The 20164-nt window shown below is 68.6% G+C and carries 16 protein-coding genes; 11 read left to right on the forward strand and 5 right to left on the reverse strand.

The genetic code is table 11. From position 1 onward, the window contains the following. The first annotated feature begins 95 nt into the window (after positions 1-95). The 3 genes from ORI60_RS08860 to ORI60_RS08870 all read left to right on the forward strand — a co-directional run bounded on the left by ORI60_RS08860 (position 96) and on the right by ORI60_RS08870 (position 6125). A complete protein-coding gene (locus ORI60_RS08860) occupies positions 96-4103 on the forward strand; it encodes a hypothetical protein (RefSeq protein ID WP_266036209.1) in 4008 nt (1335 codons plus the stop codon). Positions 4104-4124: 21 nt separating this feature from the next. After that, positions 4125-4403 carry a hypothetical protein gene (locus ORI60_RS08865; RefSeq protein WP_266036210.1) on the forward strand — a complete coding sequence of 93 codons (279 nt, stop codon included), beginning with the start codon at positions 4125-4127 and terminating at the stop codon, positions 4401-4403. A gap of 108 nt (positions 4404-4511) precedes the next feature. Then, positions 4512-6125 (forward strand): glycosyltransferase family 87 protein, encoded by a 1614-nt coding sequence (locus ORI60_RS08870; RefSeq protein ID WP_266036212.1) that lies wholly within the window; start codon positions 4512-4514, stop codon positions 6123-6125. Here ORI60_RS08870 and ORI60_RS08875 read toward each other — a convergent pair. From ORI60_RS08875 to ORI60_RS08885, 3 genes are read right to left on the reverse strand one after another with little or no spacing between them, the layout of a single operon-like run. After that, entirely contained in the window at positions 6037-7044 is a 1008-nt protein-coding gene (locus tag ORI60_RS08875; RefSeq protein ID WP_266036214.1) for a GDSL-type esterase/lipase family protein, read from the reverse strand. The genes ORI60_RS08870 and ORI60_RS08875 overlap by 89 nt on opposite strands. An 18-nt stretch (positions 7045-7062) precedes the next feature. Next, positions 7063-8439: a glycosyltransferase family 87 protein gene (locus ORI60_RS08880; RefSeq protein WP_266036216.1), complete on the reverse strand. Its 1377-nt coding sequence runs from the start codon at positions 8437-8439 to the stop codon at positions 7063-7065. A 23-nt stretch (positions 8440-8462) separates the two neighbouring features. Continuing rightward, positions 8463-9233, reverse strand: coding sequence for a deoxyribonuclease IV (locus ORI60_RS08885; RefSeq protein WP_266036218.1), 771 nt, complete (start codon positions 9231-9233; stop codon positions 8463-8465). 131 nt (positions 9234-9364) lie between these two features. Here ORI60_RS08885 and ORI60_RS08890 point away from each other — a divergent pair, with 131 nt between their 5' ends. The 6 genes from ORI60_RS08890 to dnaB all read left to right on the forward strand — a co-directional run bounded on the left by ORI60_RS08890 (position 9365) and on the right by dnaB (position 14646). Continuing rightward, positions 9365-10291: a hypothetical protein gene (locus ORI60_RS08890; RefSeq protein ID WP_266036220.1), complete on the forward strand. Its 927-nt coding sequence runs from the start codon at positions 9365-9367 to the stop codon at positions 10289-10291. Positions 10292-10392: 101 nt separating this feature from the next. Next, positions 10393-10767, forward strand: coding sequence for a 30S ribosomal protein S6 (gene rpsF, locus ORI60_RS08895; RefSeq protein ID WP_266036222.1), 375 nt, complete (start codon positions 10393-10395; stop codon positions 10765-10767). A gap of 29 nt (positions 10768-10796) precedes the next feature. Continuing rightward, positions 10797-11309, forward strand: a complete 513-nt coding sequence (locus tag ORI60_RS08900; protein WP_266036224.1) for a single-stranded DNA-binding protein — start codon at positions 10797-10799, stop codon at positions 11307-11309. A gap of 58 nt (positions 11310-11367) precedes the next feature. Beyond that, positions 11368-11607: a 30S ribosomal protein S18 gene (gene rpsR, locus ORI60_RS08905; protein WP_030480165.1), complete on the forward strand. Its 240-nt coding sequence runs from the start codon at positions 11368-11370 to the stop codon at positions 11605-11607. A 17-nt stretch (positions 11608-11624) separates the two neighbouring features. Beyond that, the gene (gene rplI / locus ORI60_RS08910) at positions 11625-12077 is read left to right on the forward strand and encodes a 50S ribosomal protein L9 (RefSeq protein ID WP_266036230.1); all 453 of its coding nucleotides are present in this window, start codon (positions 11625-11627) and stop codon (positions 12075-12077) included. A gap of 610 nt (positions 12078-12687) precedes the next feature. Continuing rightward, complete coding sequence (gene dnaB / locus ORI60_RS08915) at positions 12688-14646, forward strand: replicative DNA helicase (RefSeq protein ID WP_416234384.1); 1959 nt, start codon at positions 12688-12690, stop codon at positions 14644-14646. 64 nt (positions 14647-14710) lie between these two features. Here dnaB and ORI60_RS08920 read toward each other — a convergent pair whose 3' ends face one another. Then, on the reverse strand, positions 14711-15304 hold the full coding sequence (locus ORI60_RS08920; RefSeq protein WP_266036234.1) for a TetR/AcrR family transcriptional regulator: 594 nt from the start codon (positions 15302-15304) through the stop codon (positions 14711-14713). A 125-nt stretch (positions 15305-15429) separates the two neighbouring features. Between ORI60_RS08920 and ORI60_RS08925 the strand changes: the two genes are divergently transcribed. Further along, positions 15430-16275, forward strand: a complete 846-nt coding sequence (locus tag ORI60_RS08925) for an SDR family oxidoreductase (RefSeq protein WP_266036236.1) — start codon at positions 15430-15432, stop codon at positions 16273-16275. An 88-nt stretch (positions 16276-16363) separates the two neighbouring features. Continuing rightward, complete coding sequence (locus ORI60_RS08930) at positions 16364-16732, forward strand: hypothetical protein (protein ID WP_266036237.1); 369 nt, start codon at positions 16364-16366, stop codon at positions 16730-16732. A 72-nt stretch (positions 16733-16804) separates the two neighbouring features. Here the strand turns inward: ORI60_RS08930 and ORI60_RS08935 are convergent, their stop codons facing one another. Next, complete coding sequence (locus tag ORI60_RS08935; RefSeq protein ID WP_266036238.1) at positions 16805-20119, reverse strand: beta strand repeat-containing protein; 3315 nt, start codon at positions 20117-20119, stop codon at positions 16805-16807. Positions 20120-20164: the final 45 nt, after the last annotated feature.

The raw sequence follows: 20164 nt of genomic DNA on the forward strand, positions 1-20164 counted from the left end.
CCAGATGGGCGCGCGTGGCAATGACGGCTGCTGTGACAGCCTCACTGCTCGCCGATGCGACTGTCAGGCCGGCGCTGTCTGCGCCAGAGCCCGGAGTGGCAATCGCCAACGTCGAAGAGGTCTCGCCGAAGTGGTGGGAAGGTGACGACTTCGTCGTCACCGGCCGTGGCGACACCCACGGATATCACGTCCTGATCGGTCTGGAGAACCGGAAGTACGCCTTCACACCGCTCGCCAGCATCCAACCGGGTGGCTACGACGGTGACCAATGGCTCGGCTACACGTGTGTCACCGGCGACCGGTCCCATGTCGTGGTTTCGGTTCTACCGCGCGGTGCGGTGAACCGCCCAACGCTGCGCGACCGAGGTGCGTCCGTCTACGCGATCAAGATCGCGGACGGCTCGGTCAGGCCACTCGCCAGCGGCGTCGCGTTCAAGCAGCACGCGGTGGGCTGCGGCACCGGCGACCAGGTCGCGATGCTGCGCCACCTCGAGGTGGACCAGGCGAAGACCGAACTGCTGCGTGGTTCCGCGAGCACGGCGAAGGTGGAGTCCGTCGCCACCGTGAACACACAGCTGACCTGGGCGGTGCCCAACGGGCCCGACCGCGTGATGGCGTTGCGGGGCAGCGAGATCGTCACCGTCAGCCGCAAGGACCAGGCGCCGAAGGTGGTCGGCAAGGCGCAGGGCCAGGCGTTCAAGCTGCTGGCAGCAGCCGACGACCAGGCTGATCTCCTGGTGCTGAAGGACAACCAGGTCGCGGTCGAGCGGCTGGCCGGGGGCAAGCTCTCCGAGGTCGGCCGCGGCGACGTGCGCAAGTCGGCTCTGCTCCAGGCGGTCGGCGGCACCAATGTCTCCTTCGGGCTCGCGAACGCCAGTTCCCATGTGCGCAACTTCCCTCAGCCAGTGGTGCCCAAGGACGCGGAGGGCAAGGGAAGCCCTTCTCACGAGTCACCGCCGCAGGCGGTCAGCACCAGGGGCAAGATCGTGCTGGCTCCGACGAAGGCGAAGACCGGGAAACCGGCCGCGGATGAGACCGCGCCCGCCGTGACCAAGCGTCTGTTCAAGGCCGACTCCGGGCAAATGGTTCACGGCTCCTCGCCGGAAGGTCAGGCGGCAACCACCTTCACCGAGATGCCCGCCTCCGGTCAGATGGTGGCGAACGCGCAGACACCCACCTGCGGCGTACCCCGCAACGATCCGAGCCGGATGGCCTACGGCCCGACCAACAACCAGGTCAGCTGGGCTGTCGAAATGGCAACGCGTGGCGCGTTGAAGGGCCCGAACGCACGCCCCGCGAACTACCGCGGTAGTGGCCTCCCCGCGTACAGCCCGAGCATCGACTTCGAGTTGGCGCCGATCAAGCCGTCCGGTGGCAGTGTTCCCTCTGCGATCATGAACGGGGTGCTCGCTCAGGAGAGCGCCTATCGGCAGGCTTCACGCCGCACCCTGCCCGGCTCCGGCGGCAACTCCGTGGTCAGCGACTACTACGGTGCGCACGGCGGTATCGACTCCATCAACTACGCGGAGTCCGACTGCGGCTACGGCATCTCTCAGGTCACCACCGGCATGCGTGCGACGGACACCTCCATCTCGCCCAACGGCAAGGCGAAGATCGCGATCGACTACGCCGAGAACATCGTGGCCGGCATGGGGATCCTGATCGACAAGTGGAACCAGCTCTACACCGCGGGTATCAGGATCAACGACAGCAACCCCCAGTACGCCGAGAACTGGTACCTCGCCCTGTGGGCGTACAACTCCGGCATCCAGCCCGGACCGCAGTTCGGCAACACGACCGGCTGCACGCCGAGCCCCACCTGCACGGACCAGTTCGGGAACTGGGGTCTTGGATGGACGAACAATCCTCGCAACAACGACTACCCGCCGGCTCGTGACGTGTTCCTCCGACAGACCTACGCGGACGCCGAGCACCCTGCGGACTGGCCGTACCAGGAACGGATCCTCGGCTGGGCCGAAACGCCCATCAAGAACTTCAAGGGCGAGGACGCCTACCGGCCACTGGAACCGGTAGCCGGCACCGGACACGCAGTGACGTACCCGGACTGGAAGTCGTTCTGCAACTCCAGCAACAGCTGCGATCCCAACCAGAATGCCGAGGGCCAAGGCTGTCTGCGAGCGGACTTCCGCTGTTGGTGGCACTCGTCGGCGTCACCGAACAACTGTCAGACCAACTGCGCCAAGTCGCCCTACGCCCACCCGGCTGACTCCAGAGAACCTGCCGGCGAGAACCCTTGGGTCCCGGCTTGCGACTCGAACCTCGGTTCGAAGGCCATCATCGTCGACAACCTGAACAACCCGGCGCAGAACGCGTTCTGCGGCACCAGGAACTGGAGCACAGCGGGAACGTTCAACTACACGGTCGGCACGAACGCAGGCGGTGACCCGATCGGTGCCATCGACTTCCACCAGGTGGCGACCGGGTTCGGCGCACACAACTACTTCGCGGGCAACGCACTGGCGAACGACCCGCAGCACCTCGTCACCGGCACTTGGACGCCGAACAACCTGCCGGCGGGTGCCTACCTCGTCCGGGCGCACATTCCGGTGGCCGGCGCATCGGCCGAGTCGGCGACGTACCGCATCACCACCCAGAACGGCGAGGTCAAGTCCAGGACGATCAACCAGCACGAGCACACGAACCACTGGAAGACGCTCGGTGTCTTCCAACTCGGCGCGAACGCCAAGGTCGTGCTGAACAACGTCACCGAGCGCGACACCGCCGGCGGCGTCGGCACGGTGTCGTGGGACGCCATGGCGTTCGTTCCGGCGCCGGGCAGGTACGAGGAGCACACGGTCGAGGCGTTCGCGGTGTTCGACGAGGACACCAACATCGACACGGCGCCTCCCGCGAGTTGGGTCGCAGGACGCATGGCCAACAGGCAGAGCCTCTACGACTGGGGAACCCAGGTACCCGCTGCGATTCTCGGCAAGCCCGCGTGCACCTCTTCGCCCAACTCCGGCTGCACGACGCAGAGCGTCCGCAACGTGACGCAGGCGTGGCGGGACCAGGTGGTCGCTGCGGGCACTGACCCGGTGAACCACCCGGACGGCAACTCGATCACCACCTGGATGGCGTTCGCCAACGACTACCGGGACCGGCCCACGTCGTTGACGAAGCCCACCAGGTACGGCACCGACCGCGACATTCACAAGATCCGCTCGAAGGCCACCGTCTCCTACGTGGTCGACGACGCGGGCAAGATCATCGAGGGTAGTGCGGACGCCAGCTACGACCACGAGACAGGTGACACCCACCTCGCGAAGTTCATGACGGACTTCTTCAGCGCGATGCAGACCGACTACGGCATCCGGCCGCCCGACATGTCCTACTCCGCCAGGGACCTGAACGTGCACAACCACCAGGTCACGCGGGTGGAACCCAACAGGACCGGCAGGACGCACGGCCGCGCGTACGCGGCGGGTGGCACTCCGTCGGAGGTCGTCGACTACAACGGCAACCCCGTTGTCGGCCCTGGTGGCACCTGTGCGACCGGCCGCTACATCTCCGGTGGTTCGAAGGGCTTCCGCAGCTTCCTCGAGAGCGACGCCGCGGCGGCGGAGTCCGACAGGTGGTGGGAACAGATCAAGAACGACCCGAGGGTGCCCGACGAGGTGCAGAACCAGGCAGAGGAGATCTTCGACGTCTTCCTCGACCAGGAGGACCTCGTCACGGGGGCCGAGGGCTCGCCGTTCAACGGAGCACCGCCGCTGTGGCAGGAGCTGAACTTCAAGGTGTGCGTCGACGGCTCGATCCGCCAGATGGGTCCGGTGTGGACGATGCCGATCCTGGCGTCCAGCCACATGCCCGACCACTACCTGTACTTCGACAACAGGCAGATCAACAACGACGGCAGCCGGAGCACCGTGGTGGGGCCGGTCAAGAAGGGCAACTTCTACAACTTCAGCAAGGGCCTTTGGGAGGACAGTCCGTTCAGCTCGTGCGTCGCGTCAGGTGATCCGCTGGACGGCCGCGGAAATCCGTGGAACATCCAGGCAACGGATTCGGCGGGAGTGAACCCGTCCAAGGTGTTCTACTGCGGGCGGCCGTACGGGTCGCCCGCAACCGAATACACACCGTGACCGACTCGACGTGGAGAACCGATGTTCCTCGGACTGCTGCTCACCGCACTGATCCCCGTGGTGCTGACGCTGCTCGCGCTGGTTCGGTGGCGTGACCGCCGACGGCAGATCGGTTACCTGGTTCTCCACGTCGTGGTGTCCGGATCGATTTTCGGGCTGATGTACCTGTACGAGCCCAGGGCATTGTCGTTCCTGCTCCCACTGGTCCTGCCTGGAGTCGCGGTCGCGCTGGTCAGGATGTTCTTCGTGCTGACCGAGCGACCCGCGACGACTCGCACGACTGACGAGAGGAAGAGATGACCGAGCGGCGCTGACGCGAAGGGGCCTGGTGCACACGCGCGAGGCCCCTTCGCTCTGGTCAGGGGATGTTGACCACGGCGAAACGGTCTTGGCCGTAACATCCGCCCCGTGCCCAGCAGCCCTGCCGAGCGTCCCGCCGAGGTCTCCGAGACCGACCTCGCCGAGGAAACCGACTCGCTCACCCGCGAAGAACGCGTCGCACCCACGTGGACCGAGTCCCTCGCGCGCGGTCTGAGCAGACCGTTCGGCGGTCCGCTCGGGGAGCACGCGCAGGTCGGCCGGAACTACTTCTGGACGGCGCTGCGGGTGGTCCTGATGCTCGCCGTGGTCACGTTGCTGCTGGGGTGGGTGCAGAAGTCGCCGTGCATCCAGCAGTACACCGACGACAAGGGCGTCGTGCAGCTCGACTGGCGGGGCAGCAAGCAGTTCACCGCGCTCTGCTACTCCGACACGGTGCCGCTCTACACCGCGGAACGGCTCGACCAGCGCGGTTCCTTCCCGTACATCACGTCGTGGAAGGACGACGAGGGCAAGCCGACCGAGCACGTCCGGTACATGGAGTACCCGGTGGTCACCGGCCTGTTCATGTGGCTCAACGCGCGCGTGGCGCAGGGGCTCGTGGCGCTCGTGCCGGGGCTGCCGATGACCGTGATCGTGTTCTTCAACGTCACGGCGTTCTGGCTGGCGGTGGCGTGGCTGGTGACGGTGTTCTCGGTCGCCCGGATCGCGCGGCGCAGGACGTGGGACGCGGCGATCGTCGCCGTGTCGCCGCTGGTCATCGTGCACGCGTTCACCAACTTCGACACGATCGCGACGGCGTTCGCGACGGCCGGTCTGCTGGCTTGGGCACGGAAGAAACCGGTGCTCGCCGGAGTGCTGCTGGGGCTCGGTGGCGCGGCGAAGCTCTACCCGTTGTTCCTGCTCGGGCCGTTGCTGTTGTTGTGCTGGCGGTCCAACAGGCTCAAGGTCGGCATCACCACCACCGCGGCGGCCATCGGCGCGTGGGCGCTCGTCAACGCGCCGATCGCGTTGAACCCGGCCTCGCAGACGGGGTGGCGTGAGTTCTTCCGCCTCAACACCGAACGCAACGCGGACCCGGACACGCTCTACAACGTGCTCGTGCAGTGGACGGGGTGGCAGGGCTTCGACCCGGGACTGACGCAGGGACAACCGCCGACGGTCCTCAACACGGTCAGCATGGTGCTGTTCCTCGTCTGCTGCGCCGGCATCGCCTACGTGGCCCTCTCGGCGCCGACCAGGCCGCGGCTGGCGCAGCTCGGATTCCTGGTCGTGGCGGCGTTCCTGCTGACGAACAAGGTGTGGAGCCCGCAGTACTCGCTGTGGCTGGTGCCGCTAGCCGTGCTGGCGTTGCCGCGCTGGAAGCTGCTGCTGGCGTGGATGGCGGTCGACGCGCTGGTGTGGGTGCCGCGCATGTACTTCTACCTCGGCACGGACAACAAGGGCCTGCCGATCGACTGGTTCCTCGGCGCCGTGCTGCTGCGCGACGCCGCCGTCGTCGTGTTGTGCGTGATGATCCTCAAGGAGATCTACCACCCGGAGCGCGACCTCGTGCGGCAGGCGGGGGACGACCCGCTGGCGGGCGTGCTGGCCGACGCGGCGGACCGCCGGCTCATCACACCCGCACGAGGCGAGCCATCGCACCGAATGCGTTCCCGTTCGGATGCAGGTGATCACCGGAGTCGAACTCCGGACGCAGTCTGAGCGGATCGGCGGGGTCGCGCACGGCCTCGTCGAAGTCGACGGCGTCGCGGAAGGTGGCGCGGATCCACGCGTTCACCTTCTGGCGCTGCTGTTCCTTCTCCTCGGTCCAGGTGTACCAGCCACGCCACGGCGTGAGGGTGCCGATATGGAACTCCACGCCCTCGTTGCGGCATCGCAGCTGGACCGTGCGGATGCCCGCGATGACGTTCTCGGCGCTGACGCCGTTCTGGATGTCGTTGATGCCGCCCAGCAGCACGACCTTGCGGACCTCGTCGCTGAACAGGACGTCCCGGTGCACGCGGGTGACCATCGGGGCGTTGCCCAGCACCACGCCGTTGCCGTTGATGCCCGCGTTCAGAACCGCGTAGTCGCTGCGCACCAACGACGGCCAAGTGTCTCCGTAGAACCCCTCGGTGATCGAGTCGCCGAACATCACGACCGCGCCCGGCGCGGTGAACCCCGCGACCTCGACGGCCGAGACCAGGCAGATCTGGTCACGCGTGGACGTGATCGTGCGATGGGCACGGGCCTGGCAGGGCGTGCCGGCAGGGGCGTACGTGCTGATTTCCAGCGTCTTGGTGACCGCAAGCTGCACGGCGTCGCTGTAGACCTCGGCGCGCGCTCTGATCGTGACGCCCTTGGACCTGTTGAACGTGAGCTGCCGCGTCTCGCCGTTCGCGGTGACCATCACCTGCTCGACGCGGACCGGCTTGATGCCCATCAGGTTCGACAGGCGCACCCGGACCGATGTACCGCCCGCCGCGAGGTCGACGGTCGTGCGCACGCCCTGGTCCGGCACCGAGCCCGACAGCGTCGGCACGGCCTGCCACACGGGCAGCCAGCGGATCACCTCCGAGCGCACGGGCACGCCGGAGGCACCGCAGGCCAGCAGCAACGCCAGCACCATGATCACCCTCACGGATGAAGTCTGCGGCGATCAGCCCTTCGCTGCTACAGCCCCGCGGATGAACTTCAGATCTTCCCGGTCGTCCTCGGTGACGTCCCTGGCCTTGAGGAAGGCCACGAACAGCGCCACGAGCAGTGCGGCACGGCCCCACACGCCGATCATCACGGCCTGCGCGGAGAAGCTGTCGTAGATCCCGGCCGGCTGACCGAACTCGATCGCCCAGAACCAGCGGAAGATGCCGATGCCCATGGCCAGGTCGACCACGAAGTAGGCGAAGGCCCACACCAGCCGCACGCGCAGCAGCACGAGGAACGGCACCAGCCACAGCGTGTACTGCGGCGAGTGGACCTTGTGCAGCAGCATGAAGCCGCACAGCATCGCGCCGGAGACGGCGATCCAGGGGTAGCTGCCCTCGCGGCGGAACCGCAGCCAGCCGTAGCCCGCGGCGATCGCGAACGAGATGAGGATCGTGATCGGCGAGATGACGCCGACCAGCGACTGCATCGCGTCGTCGCCGATGAACGGCCGCAGGCCCCAGTACCAGATCGAGTTCGTGGTGATGTCGACCCTGCGCAGCGACTGGAACTCGAACGACGCCGCCCAGCCGTCGTAACCGGCGACCGCGAACGGCAGGTTGACGAGCACGACCGTGACGATCGAGGCCAGGCCGACCTTGACCGCACCGACGACGTCGACCTTCTTGCCGTCCGGCATCTCCTGGCCGCGCCAGCCGCCCGTGGCGACGAAGAGCATCAGCGGCAGCACGAAGGCGGCCGGGTAGACCTTGAACGCGAACCCGAGCCCGAGCAGCACGGACGCGACCACAGCTCTCTCGACGAGCGGCCGGTTCCAGCGGTGCACCACGAAGACCGCGGCGACCGAGCACAGGACGACGGGCAGGTCCCAGTTGTGGAAGGCGTAGAGGACGAGCGGTGGCCCGATCGCCCACAGCAACGCGCGCCAGCGGGCCAGCTTGCCCAGCATCCAGCCCGTGAGCAGGCCGAACGGCGCCATCAGCAGCGACGAGTAGAGCAGGTACTCCGCATCGTTGTGCGCGAAGATCGCACCGGCCCAGATGAGCAGGCCGGACAGCACCGGGTACTCGACCGAGCCCCCGATGAGGATGCCCTTGTCGTTGATGTTGCCGTCGACGTACGGGAAGACGTGCCGGTCGATGTCGCGCCCGATCCAGAGGTGCTGGATGTCGGAGTAGCAGACGTCTTCCTTGTTGCGCTCGTCGTAGTCGGGCTGCGTGCGGCCCCACTGGTCGAACGCGGGACCGGTGCAGCGGTCCTTGTTGACGAAGCCCAGCAGCAGCGTGAGCCCGCACAGCAACACGAGCACGGCGGCGGCAGCGCTGCCGAAGCGGTTCACGGAACGCCCGGCGTCGCCTCGCTCGGGCGTCACGCTCACCACCTCGTGCACGGTGTTCACCGGCCGGCGCGGTCGCGCAGGAAGGCGATGTCGTCGGCCTGGCCCTCGTCGGGCGTCTCCACCACGACGGGGCATCCGGCCGTGGCGACCACGGCCGCCAGCTGGTCGGCGTCGATGGTGCCAGTCTTGATGTTGTCGTGCCGATCGCGCGAGGAACCGAACTCGTCGCGTGAGCTGTTGAGGTGCACGAGGTCGATCCGGCCGGTGATCGCCTTCACCCGGTCGACGATGCCGACCAGGTCCTCACCGGCGGCGTACGCGTGGCAGGTGTCGAGGCAGAAGCCCGCGCCGAACTCGCCGACCGCGTCCCAGAGCAGCTTGAGGGAGTCGAACGTGCGGGCCATGGCGCCGTCGCCGCCCGCGGTGTTCTCGATCAGGACCGGGACCGCGAAGCCGCCCTCGGCGACCTGGCGCTCGAAGAACTTGCGCCAGTTCGCGAAGCCCTCCGCCGGGTCCTCGCCCTTGGTGACGTGGCCGCCGTGCACGATCAGGCCCTTGGCGCCGACCGTCGCGGCGGCCTCCGCGTGCTGGATCACGTTCTTCCTGGACGGAATCCGGATCTTGTTGTTCAGCGAAGCGATGTTGATCATGTACGGGGCGTGGACGAACACGTCCAGTCCGGAGGCGAGCAGGGCCTCCGTCTGCGGGTGGGGTTTGGGCTTCTTCCACCCCTGGGGATCCGACAGGAAGAACTGGACGACCTCGGCCCCGCGTTCGGCCGCGGCGCCGACCGGGTCGTCGTCGCGTACATGGGCCCCGATGCGCATACGCAGGAGGGTAGTCGGCGCCCACAACGCCATCGCAGCCGCCGCCGATAGGAGTAATCGAAAAAACTGGGGATGGTCTACGTCACCACCAGGACCTACGGTCGTTACCAGAGAGTAGGAAAGGGGTTCGCATGAAGCTGCTGAGCGTCGCCGCCACGGCGCTGCTGGCCCTGGCGTCCGCTTCGGTGGGCGGGGTCGCGCACGCCGCTGATCCCATCGTGGTCGGCAGTTGTGCCACCACCGTGCAGGGCGCTCCCGGCACCCCCGTCTCTCTGAGTCCGGCCGCGGTGACACAGCCGATCACCGACCTCGTGCGCGCCGTCCCGTTGCTCGGGCCGCCGCTCGCCGAACCGTTCAAGCAGGCGTTCGCGCAGGCCAAGCCCATGCCGATCGGCGCGGTGCAGGTCGGCACGACGACCATCAGCGGCGGCACGATCGCCAACGCCGTGATGGTCGAGGTGAACAAGATCCCGCTGCTCGGACCGATCCTCGGCACGCTCGACAAGACCGTCCGCGCCACGCTGACGCAGGGCTGCCAGGTCACGGTCGTCGGCGTGAACCAGGCCGTCGCGCCCGTGCAGGACGGCGCCAAGGCCGTCGCGGACGCCTCGCAGCAGGCCGTCGGTGCGATCCCCGGCGCTCCGAAGCCCCCTGGTCAGCAGCCCCAGCCGCAGCCCGGGACCAACCCCGGCACGCAGCCGGGCACCCAGCCGGGCGTTCCCGGCGTGGGCGCTCCCAGCAACCGCGACTTCTCGCTCTACCCGATCGGCTCGAACTTCGGCCGCGTGCCGCTGTTCAGCTACGGCTCGCTGCCGTTCGCGATGCCCGGCCTCTACTCGCCGTCGCCCGGCGTGCGGTACGGCTCGCAGGTGCCCCGCGCGTCCAACGGCACCGGCGTCGCGGGCGACTCGGTGCAGGCCGCCGGCCGCGCCACGGCGCTGCCCAGGCTGAGCGGACCCGGCGGGGTCGGTGCTCCGGTGCTGGTCGCGGTGCTGATGCTCGCCCTGGTCACGGGCGCGCTGGTGCGGACCTGGGCACTGCGTCGCACCCCTGCGTAGTCGCCGGACGCGCTCTGTTAACCTTTGTCAGTTGCTGACGCGACGACCCTCCTGCCACGGAAAGCCCGTGGCCGCGAGTCCACAGGAGGTGAGTGGTCCTCATGCGTCATTACGAAGTGATGGTCATCCTCGACCCCAGTCTCGACGAGCGCACTGTCGCACCGTCGCTCGACACGTTCCTCAACGTCATCCGCACCACGGGCGGAAACGTTGAGAAGGTCGAGGTGTGGGGCAAGCGCCGGTTGAGCTTCGAGATCAACAAGAACAGCGAGGGCATCTACGCGGTGCTCGACCTGACCTCGACGCCTGACGCGGTGAAGGAACTGGACCGCCAGCTCGGTCTGCAGGAGACGGTGCTCCGGACGAAGGTCCTGCGCCGCGAGCCCGCCAAGGCCGCCAAGTTGGCTGCCAAGGCCGCGGCCAAGTCGGACGCCAAGTCGGCCAAGTCGGCGGCGCGCGCCGCTGCCAGGGCCTGACGAACCTCGATTAGGGGAGCTCCCAAGACATGGCTGGTGAGACGACGATCACGGTAGTCGGGAACCTGACTGCCGACCCCGAACTCCGCTTTACCCAGTCCGGTGCGGCGGTGGCCAGCTTCACGGTCGCCTCCACGCCCCGCACGTTCGACAGGCAGTCGGGCGAGTGGAAGGACGGCGAAGCGCTGTTCCTGCGGTGCAACGTGTGGCGGCAGGTCGCCGAGAACGTGGCCGAGTCGCTCACCCGCGGTTCGCGAGTGCTCGTCTCCGGACGGCTGCGCCAGCGTTCCTTCGACACGAAGGAAGGCGAGAAGCGCACTGTCGTGGAGCTGGAGGTCGACGAGATCGGCCCCTCGCTGCGCTACGCGACCGCGAAGGTCAACAAGGTCAGCCGTGGAGACGGCGGCGGTGGCGGCGGCTTCGGCGGCGGCGGCGGTCAGCAGTCTCGCGGCGGTGGCGGCGGCGCGCCCGCGGACGACCCGTGGGGTTCTGCCCCGCAGGCCGGTTCCAGCGGCGGCTTCGCCGACGAGCCCCCCTTCTAGACCGACTGCACCGGTCATCCAGTACTTCATTCACTGCGTAACCAGGAGTTAGAGACACATGGCCAAGCCGCCTGTGCGCAAGCCCAAGAAGAAGGTCTGCGCCTTCTGCAAGGACAAGAGCGCGTCCCTGATCGACTACAAGGACACGACGCTGCTTCGGAAGTTCATCTCCGACCGCGGCAAGATCCGTGCCCGCCGCGTCACGGGCAACTGCTCGCAGCACCAGCGCGACGTCGCTGTTGCCGTGAAGAACGCCCGTGAGATGGCCCTGCTGCCCTACACCTCGACCGCTCGCTAAGAGAAGGAGACACTGCGATGAAGCTCATCCTCACCGCTGACGTTTCCGGCCTTGGCGCTCCCGGCGACATCGTCGAGGTCAAGGACGGCTACGGCCGCAACTACCTGCTCCCGCGTGGTCTCGCGATCGTCGCGACCCGTGGCGCGCAGAAGCAGATCCAGGTCATCACCCGCGCGCAGGACACCCGCCGCGTGCGCGACCTGGACCACGCCAAGGAGATCAAGACCGCGCTCGAGGGTCTCTCCGTGACGCTCAAGGCCAAGGCCGCCGCCGGCAGCAGCAAGCTGTTCGGCTCGGTCACCGCGTCGGACGTGGCGGCTGCCGTCAAGTCCGCCGGTGGTCCGGTCCTGGACAAGCGCGCCATCGAGCTGCCAGGTCACATCAAGACCACCGGCAAGCACTCGGTCACGGTTCGCCTCCACCCCGAGGTCACCGTCGCCCTGCCGCTCGAGGTCACCGCGGGCGAGTAGTTCCTCGATCTCGTCAGGCGAGAGCCGCACTCTTTGGTGGGGTTCCCCTACGGTTCGGCTTGCTGAAGCGCTGCCTGCCCGGAATGCTCCGGGCGGGTGGCGCTTTCGCTCGTTCGGAGCAGTGTCGTTCTGTCCACTTCCTGTGGATAAACCGCTTGTTCAGCGAGGCTGCGACACGCCGAAGAGGGTGTTTTTCGCGACACGCCGAGGGTGTGGCGCACAACTTTTTCCACAACTTGCACACAGCCACTGAGCTGCAGTTACTTCTGTCACTCCACTGGTTGTCAACAGGTTGTCCCCAGCGTCGCGACCCCTGTGGGCAACCATCCACAGGTTGTCCCCCAGTTGTCCACAGGGCGATCCACACGCTGGTTTGCTTGCTCCGGACGGGTCCCTCTAGCGTCGCTGTCAGGGCAAGGCCATCGCACAGCGTGGCCGCCCGAAATTGTCGGTGCCGCGCGGTACAACTAGGTGATTCAGGCACCGGCTCTCGACTCTTCGCAGGGGTGATTCGGCAGTGGCGCTCGTGGACGACCGGGGCATGGCTGAGCCCGCATTCGAGCGTCAGCCGCCCCAGGACCTCGCGGCGGAGCAGTCCGTTCTCGGCGGCATGCTGCTGTCCAAGGACGCGATCGCGGACGTCATCGAGGCGCTCGCGCCGAACGACTTCTACCGCCCGGCGCACCAGGCGATCTACGACTGCATCCTCGACCTGTACGGCCGCGGCGAGCCCGCCGACCCGATCACCATCTCGGCCGAGCTCGAACGCCGCGGCGAACTGCTGCGCGTGGGTGGCGCGCCGTACCTGCACACGCTGATCGCGACGGTCCCCACGGCCGCGAACGCCGGCTACTACGCCGAGATCGTGGCCGAGAAGGCGGTGCTGCGCCGCCTGGTCGAGGCCGGCACGCGCATCGTGCAGCTGGGGTACAACGGTGCCGAGGGCGCGGACGTCGACGAGGTGGTCGACCGGGCGCAGGCCGCGATCTACGAGGTCACCGACCGCCGCACCACCGAGGACTACGTCGCCCTCGAAGACCTGCTCCAGCCGACCATGGACGAGATCGACGCGATCGCGTCCCGCGGCGGCATGTCGCAGGGCATCCCGACGGGCTTCGCCGACCTCGACGCCCTGACCAACGGCCTGCACGGCGGCCAGATGATCATCGTCGCCGCCCGTCCCGGTGTCGGCAAGGCGCTCGCACTGGACACCCCGCTGCCCACGCCCACCGGCTGGACGACGATGGGCTCCGTGTCGGTGGGCGAGTTCCTGATCGGCGCCGACGGCCGTCCGACCCGAGTGGTCGCCGCGACCGAGGTGATGACGGGCCGCCCGTGCTTCGAGGTCGAGTTCTCCGACGGCACCGTGATCGTGGCCGACGCCGAGCACCAGTGGCTGACGGAGTCGTGCAGCGAGACCGGCGGCTTCTGGGCGATCCGCACCACCGCGCAGCTGTTCGAGCGGGTCGGCCTGTGCCGCATGTTCGTCCGCATGTCCGAGGCCTGGGACCTGCCGGCCGCGTCGTTGCCGCTGTCGCCTCGCGCGCTGGGCCTGTTCCTGTCCGGCCTGGGCGACATGGAGCTGACCGACGACGAGCTGCGCGTCGCCAAGGAACTCGACCTGGCCGACGACCCGCACATCCCGGCCGCGTACCTGCGCGCGTCCCACAAGCAGCGCGCCGAACTGCTGGCCGCCCTGCAGATCGACGGCCGCTTCGCCCGCCTGCGCCGCGACGTCGACGAGCTGATCGCCGGCCTGGGCAAGCACGGCCAGGTGGAGATCGTCGCGGTCCGCCCGGTCGCCTCCGTCCCGGTCAGGTGCGTGCAGGTCGACAACCACGACCACCTGTACCTCGCGGGCGAGACGATGATCCCGACCCACAACTCGACGCTGGGCCTCGACTTCGCCAGGTCGTGCTCGGTCAAGCACGGCATGACCAGCGCCATCTTCAGCCTGGAGATGAGCCGCACCGAGATCGTCATGCGCATGCTCTCCGCCGAGGCGCGCATCCGCCTGAGCGACATGCGAGGCGGCACGATGAGCGACGACGACTGGACCCGCCTGGCCCGCCGCATGAGCGAGATCAGCGAGGCCCCGCTCTTCGTCGACGACAGCCCGAACCTCACGATGATGGAGATCAGGGCCAAGGCCCGCCGCCTCAAGCAGCGGCACGACCTCAAGCTCGTGGTCGTCGACTACCTCCAGCTGATGTCGTCGGGCAAGAAGACCGAGTCGCGCCAGCAGGAGGTCTCGGAGTTCTCCCGAAACCTCAAGCTGATCGCCAAGGAGCTCCACGTCCCGGTCATCGCGATCTCCCAGCTCAACCGAGGCCCGGAACAGCGGACCGACAAGCGCCCGATGCTCTCCGACCTCCGCGAGTCGGGCTCCCTGGAGCAGGACGCCGACATGGTCATCCTGGTCAACCGCCCGGACGCCTGGGAACGCGACGACCCGCGCGCCGGCGAGGCCGACCTCATCATCGCCAAGCACCGCGCGGGCCCGACCGCCACCATCGTCGTGGCGCACCAGCTGCACTACAGCCGCTTCACCGACCTGGCCCAGACGTAGGCCGCGCCGGACTTCACCCCCAGCGGGTGGTCCGCGAGTGATCGCCCAGAGGTAGACCAGCGAGCTACGGCTTGCGGGGCTCGAGGCCGCGTAGCGCCGTGTCCACCACCTGGTGGGCGTAGTCGCTGGTCAGCGGTGCGGTGCGGTGGAGCCACCGGTTGAGGATCGGTCCCCAGATGAGGTCGACCGCCACCTCCAGGTCCACGTCGGCGGCCAGTTGCCCGGCTTGCTGGGCGGTGCGGAGGCGGGCCTTCTTGATCTCGCGCATCGGGTTGTCGAGCCTCGTCGCGTAGTCGGCGGCCAGGGCCGGGTCCAGGACGATCTCGGTGTGCAGCGCGCGCATCGCCTGGTCGAAGCGCGGGTCGTTCAGTTCGTCGACGGTGGCGCTCAGGACCAGCTTGATGTCTGTCGCGAGGTCCCCGGTGTCGGGGAGGGACGCTGCTTCACCGTCGCCCGCGAGAGTCAGGAAAGCGTCGAAGAACAGCGCGCCCTTCGAGGGCCACCAGCGGTAGATCGTCTGTTTGCCCACCCCTGCTGCCTGGGCGATTCGCTCGATGGTGAGTTTCGCGTAGCCCACCTCCGCCACGAGGTCGAGGGCTGCGGCGAGGATCGCCCGGCGCGCGGTGTCGCTGCGGCGGCTGACGTCTGGGGTGGGCACCGGGGAAATCTAGCAAATGGCGAGACGAGACGTCTCGTCTTGACACGTCGATGCCGACAGGTGCATGCTTCAGCACGTCAACGAGACGATACGTCTCGTCTCGTCAAATCCAGGGGGAACTGAAGATGACTGCCTCAGCTGCATCTCGGGTTTGGTTCGTCACCGGTGCCAGCCGTGGTCTCGGCCGCGCGTTCACCGAGGCGGCGCTCGCCTCGGGGGACCGGGTCGTGGGCGTGGCGCGTGACGTGTCGCCGCTCGACGAGCTTGCGACGAAGCACCCCGGCCGGCTTCTGCGACTGCGGTTGGACGTCACCGACCGGGAGGCCGTGTTCGACGTCGTCGGGCAGGCCGTCGAGCACTTCGGGAGCCTCGACGTCGTGGTGAACAACGCCGGGGCGCTGTTCACCGGGATGGTCGAGGAGTTCACCGAGGCCGACGCCCGCGCGCAGATGGAGCTCAACTTCTTCGGCGCGTTGTGGGTGAGTCAGGCCGTGATGCCGCACCTGCGCGCCAACGGGAGTGGGCACCTGCTGCAGATTTCCAGCATCGGTGCGCTCGGCGGTTTTCCCAGCACCGGGCTGTACAGCGCGAGCAAGTTCGCGCTGGAGGGCATGAGTGAGGCGTTGGCCGCCGAGGCCGCGCGGTTCGGGGTCAAGATCACCATCGTTCAGCCCGGTGGGTACTGGACCGACCTGTACACCAGCAGCCGGGCGACCGAGCCGAACCCCGTCTACGACGAGCTGCGCGACGAGCTGCAGAAGCAGTGGGCCGAAGGGTCGGTCGACAGCGAGCCGGCACTGGCTGCCGAGGCGGTGATGAAGCTGGTCGCGAGCGACGAGCCGCCGCTCAGGCTCTTGCTCGGCAGCATGGTCTACGACGTCGCCTTCGACATCTCCCGGCGGCGGATGGAGACGTGGGCCGCGTGGGAACAGGTCAGCCGCGCGGCGGAGAAGGCAGTGCCCGCCCCCTGACCGGGTGCGGTTCGACGGGCGTTGGGATGACTCACCCGTGCGGGTCGCGGTGCTGGTCAACGGACCTGGGCTCGGCTAGAACCGGAGGGTGCTGCACGACCCGCTGACGGGGCTGCCCGGACACGCGCTGCTGCTCGACCGCCTGGAGCAGTCGCTCATCCGTGCCCGCACGCGCGGCACGCTCGTGACGTTGGTGCTGATCACCGGGCCGGACGACGTGCTGGCCGCGGCGCGGAGCCTGCGGCGGAACCTCCGGCCCGACTTCACGGTCGCGCGGTACGGCGACGCGGTGCTGGCGGTGCTGGCCGAGCACGACTTCGGGGACGGGTCGCCCATCGCCGAGCTGGTCAGGGGACTGGTCGGGGAGGTTCCGCTGGTCCGCTGGGTGACGAGCGACGGCGATGCCGCACCGCAGGAAGTGCTCGCCACAGCACGAATTCCCCCCGGACGGCACTGAGCCCCAGCGACACCGTCGTGTCGCTGGGGCTCAGCTTCTTACCGGAGGGAGGGTGTTACGTGGTGCGGGGTGTTACAGCGAGCCGGTCACCTTCTGGAACAGGTTGGCCGGGTCGATCATGGCGAGCGCCGGGGCGTCGAGCGGCAGCGCGCGCTCGCCGGCCTGCGGCGCCAGACCCTTGGTCGGGTTCAGGCTGAGACCCGAGAGGGAGGCCGGGCCGTCGACGGGCAGCGCGGGCAGCGAACGCTCGGTGGGCAGCGCGGGCAGCTGCACCGGCACCGGCAGGGCCGGGGCGGTCACCGGGACGGACGGCAGCGAACGCCCGGTGGCGCCGGCCGGAACCAGACCCTTCGCGGCGTCGAGCAGCTGGCCCAGGGGCAGGCCCTGGACGTTCGGCGTGATGCTGCCGGTGCCGCCGTTCAGCGGCAGGGAGGAGCGCTCCTTCGCCCCACCGGTCAGGCCCTTGATGGGCAGACCCTTGGTGGGCGCCTTGGCCATGCCCTTGGCCAGGCCCTGCGTCAGACCCTGGGTCAGACCCTTGGTGATGCCCTCGGTGACAGCCTGCGTGGGCAGACCCTGGGTGAGAGCCTGGGTGGGCAGACCCTGGGTCAGGCCCTGGGTGGGCAGACCCTTGGTCGCGCCCTGGGTGGGCAGACCCTTGGTCGCGCCCTGGGTGGGCAGACCCTTGGTCGCGCCCTGGGTGGGCAGACCCTTGGTCGCGCCCTTCGTGGGCAGACCCTTCGTGGGCAGACCCGACGTGGGCAGACCCTGGATGGGCAGCTGGCCGACCAGGCCCGCCAGGTCAGCCGGGTTCGGGAACTGGTTGATCGGCAGCTTGCTGTCGAGACCGTGGAACGTCGGAATCTGGTTGGCCTTCAGCAGGCTGTCGACGCCCTTGGGGAGCTCCAGGCCCTTGAGCTGCGTGGCGCGCAGGGGGCCCTCGGTCTCCTCACCGGTGAGCTGCGTGTCGTCGCTCGTGCCCAGCGTGGTCGCCTGGCCGAGAACCTCGACGGGGATGCGCGCCAGCTTGGCGGCCGCCTCGACCGGGACGTGCATGTCGCGGGCGGTCAGCGGGCCGCTGCCCTCGGTGAGGGTCTCGCCGCCGGCCTGGGTGTACGAGGCCTTGTCGGTGACCGTCGTCGCGTTGCCGGCGACCGCGACCGCGTCCGCGTACACGCCGGCGAAGGCGTTGGCGGGGACGTTGACCAGGTTGCCGGAGACCGAAGCGTCGTCGGCCGAGGTGTAGCTGTCGTCACCGGACACGACGTTGGTGGCGGACACCACGTCGGAGTTGGTGATGCCGGCCGCGGCGATCGTGTTGCCCGGAACCGCCGGGAGCACCGCCGGCTGCGCGCCGAGCAGGTTGCCGGAGACGGCGCCCTTGTCACCGTTGCTGTTGACGTCGCCGCCGGCGACCGAGCTGAGGTCGTTGGTGGCCGTCGAGTTGACGTTGCTGCCGCCGCCGACCGACCAGCCGAGCACCTGGGTGCCGGTCGCGACCGGAGCCGAGATGGCGTTGCCCGCGATGGAGCCCGCCTCGCCGGTGGTGATGGCGTCGCCGCCGGCCTTCATGTCGGTGGCGTTGACGGCCGTGGTGTCGTTGTTGCCCACCAGGGTGACGCCGTCGGCGAAGACCTGGGCCGGCGTCGAGGTCGGGACCTGGACGATGTTGCCGGACGCCGAGCTCTTCTTGCCGGTCGCGTGGGGCGCGTCGCCCGCGGTGACCGTGGTGTCGTTCGCCGCGTCCGACGTGGTGTTGCCCACGAGACCGGCGGTGACGGCGAAGACCTGCGGGGCGGCCGCGGTCGGCGCGGTCACGATGTTGCTGGAGACCGTGCCGCGGTCGTCCTGGGTGTTCGGCGTGCCACCGGACTGGACCAGCTTGACCTCGTCGGCCGAGCCGGAGGCCTGGCCACCGAGAGCGGCGGCGAGACCGTAGACCTCGGCGGGCGTGGCGACCGGGGTCGACGCGATGTTGCCCGAGACGACCGAGTCGTTGCCGGTCGTGCCCTGGTAGCCGGAGGTGACCGAGCGGACGTCGTTCTCGCAGGTACCAGCAGCCTGGCCGGCGAGCGTGGCGCCGTTGCCGCACACGTCCACGGCGGTGGCCGGCGGGACGTCGGCGATGTTGCCGGAGAGGACCGACTTGTCGCCCACGGTGAAGGACTGGCCACCAGCGGTCGAGTTCGCCTCGTTGGTGTGGTCGGTCAGCGCGTTGCCGACCAGGGACGCGCCGTTGCCGCCCGCGGCGACGGGCAGCGAGATGGGTGCACCGGCGATGTTGCCGGACGCCGTGGAGCCGTGGCCCGTGGTGTGGTGCGAGCCACCGGCGCGCGAGTCGTTGACCGTGTCGCTGATCGCGGCGGCGTTGCCACCGACGGCGGCGGCGTTGTCGTCGACCGTGATCGGGCCGGCGAGAGCGGGCTCGGCGATGTTGCCGGCGAGGGTGGCCGGGTCGCCGTTGGTGATCGTCTTGCCGCCGGCGTACGCGGCACCGGACTGCGTCGAGTCCGTGGCGGAGTTGCCCGCGGCGGCGGCCGAGTTGCCGTTCACCTCGAACAGCGGTGCCAGCGGAATCGGCGCGGCGTTGCCGGAGATCGAGCCGTCCTTGCCGCTCGTGATGACGTCGCCCTCGGAGGAGGCGAACGTGTCAGCGGAGGAGTTGCCCTCGGCGTTGCCCGCCGCGCCCACACCGTTGCCGGTCACCTGAACCGGGGTCGCACCGCGCTCGGCCACGACGTTGCCGGAGATGCTGCCCTTTTCACCACTGGTCGTGATGTCGCCGCCGGTCGTCGAGACCTGCTTGGCGTCGGTGGTGTTGGTCTCGGCGTTGCCGCCGGCTCCGACCGCGTTGCCGGTGAGCTGGACCGGGAGCACGTGGTCGACGGCGACGACGTTGCCGGCGAGAGCCTGGTTGGCGCCATCGGTGACGATGGTGCCGTCACGGTGCGTGGTCTGCGTGCAGTCGCCGGTCGCCTCGGTGTCGGCGAGAACCGCGATCGCGTTGCCGCAGATGTTGATCGGCACATCGAGGTGCCCCTGGATCCTGTTGCCGCGCACCACGTTCTGGAAGGCGGTGCCCTGCAGGCGCTCACCGGCCTGACGAACCAGCGGGTTCGCGACGGGCGCTGCCGTGCGGGTGGGCACCGCGTTGGTGACGCGGTCCGTGCTGATCGCCCGGTCCACCTTGGGGACCGTGACTTCCTTGACCGGGGTGGCCAGCTTGTTCTGGTCAGCCTTGATCGGAATAGCCGCCGCGACGTCGACAGCCGAAGGCGCAGCGTCCGGGTCGACGTTCTCCTGAGCAGAAGCGATGCCCGTACCGAGCATCAGCAAACCACCAGTGACAAACGCGGTCTGAAGTCCGCGCTTTGCCCAGGTCTGCATTAGATCTCCTTCATCGATTTCCCGTCCAAGCGACGGGGGCTCAAG

Origin of the sequence: Lentzea sp. NEAU-D7 (genome assembly GCF_026242055.1) — a bacterium.
Classification (GTDB): Bacteria; Actinomycetota; Actinomycetes; order Mycobacteriales; family Pseudonocardiaceae; genus Lentzea.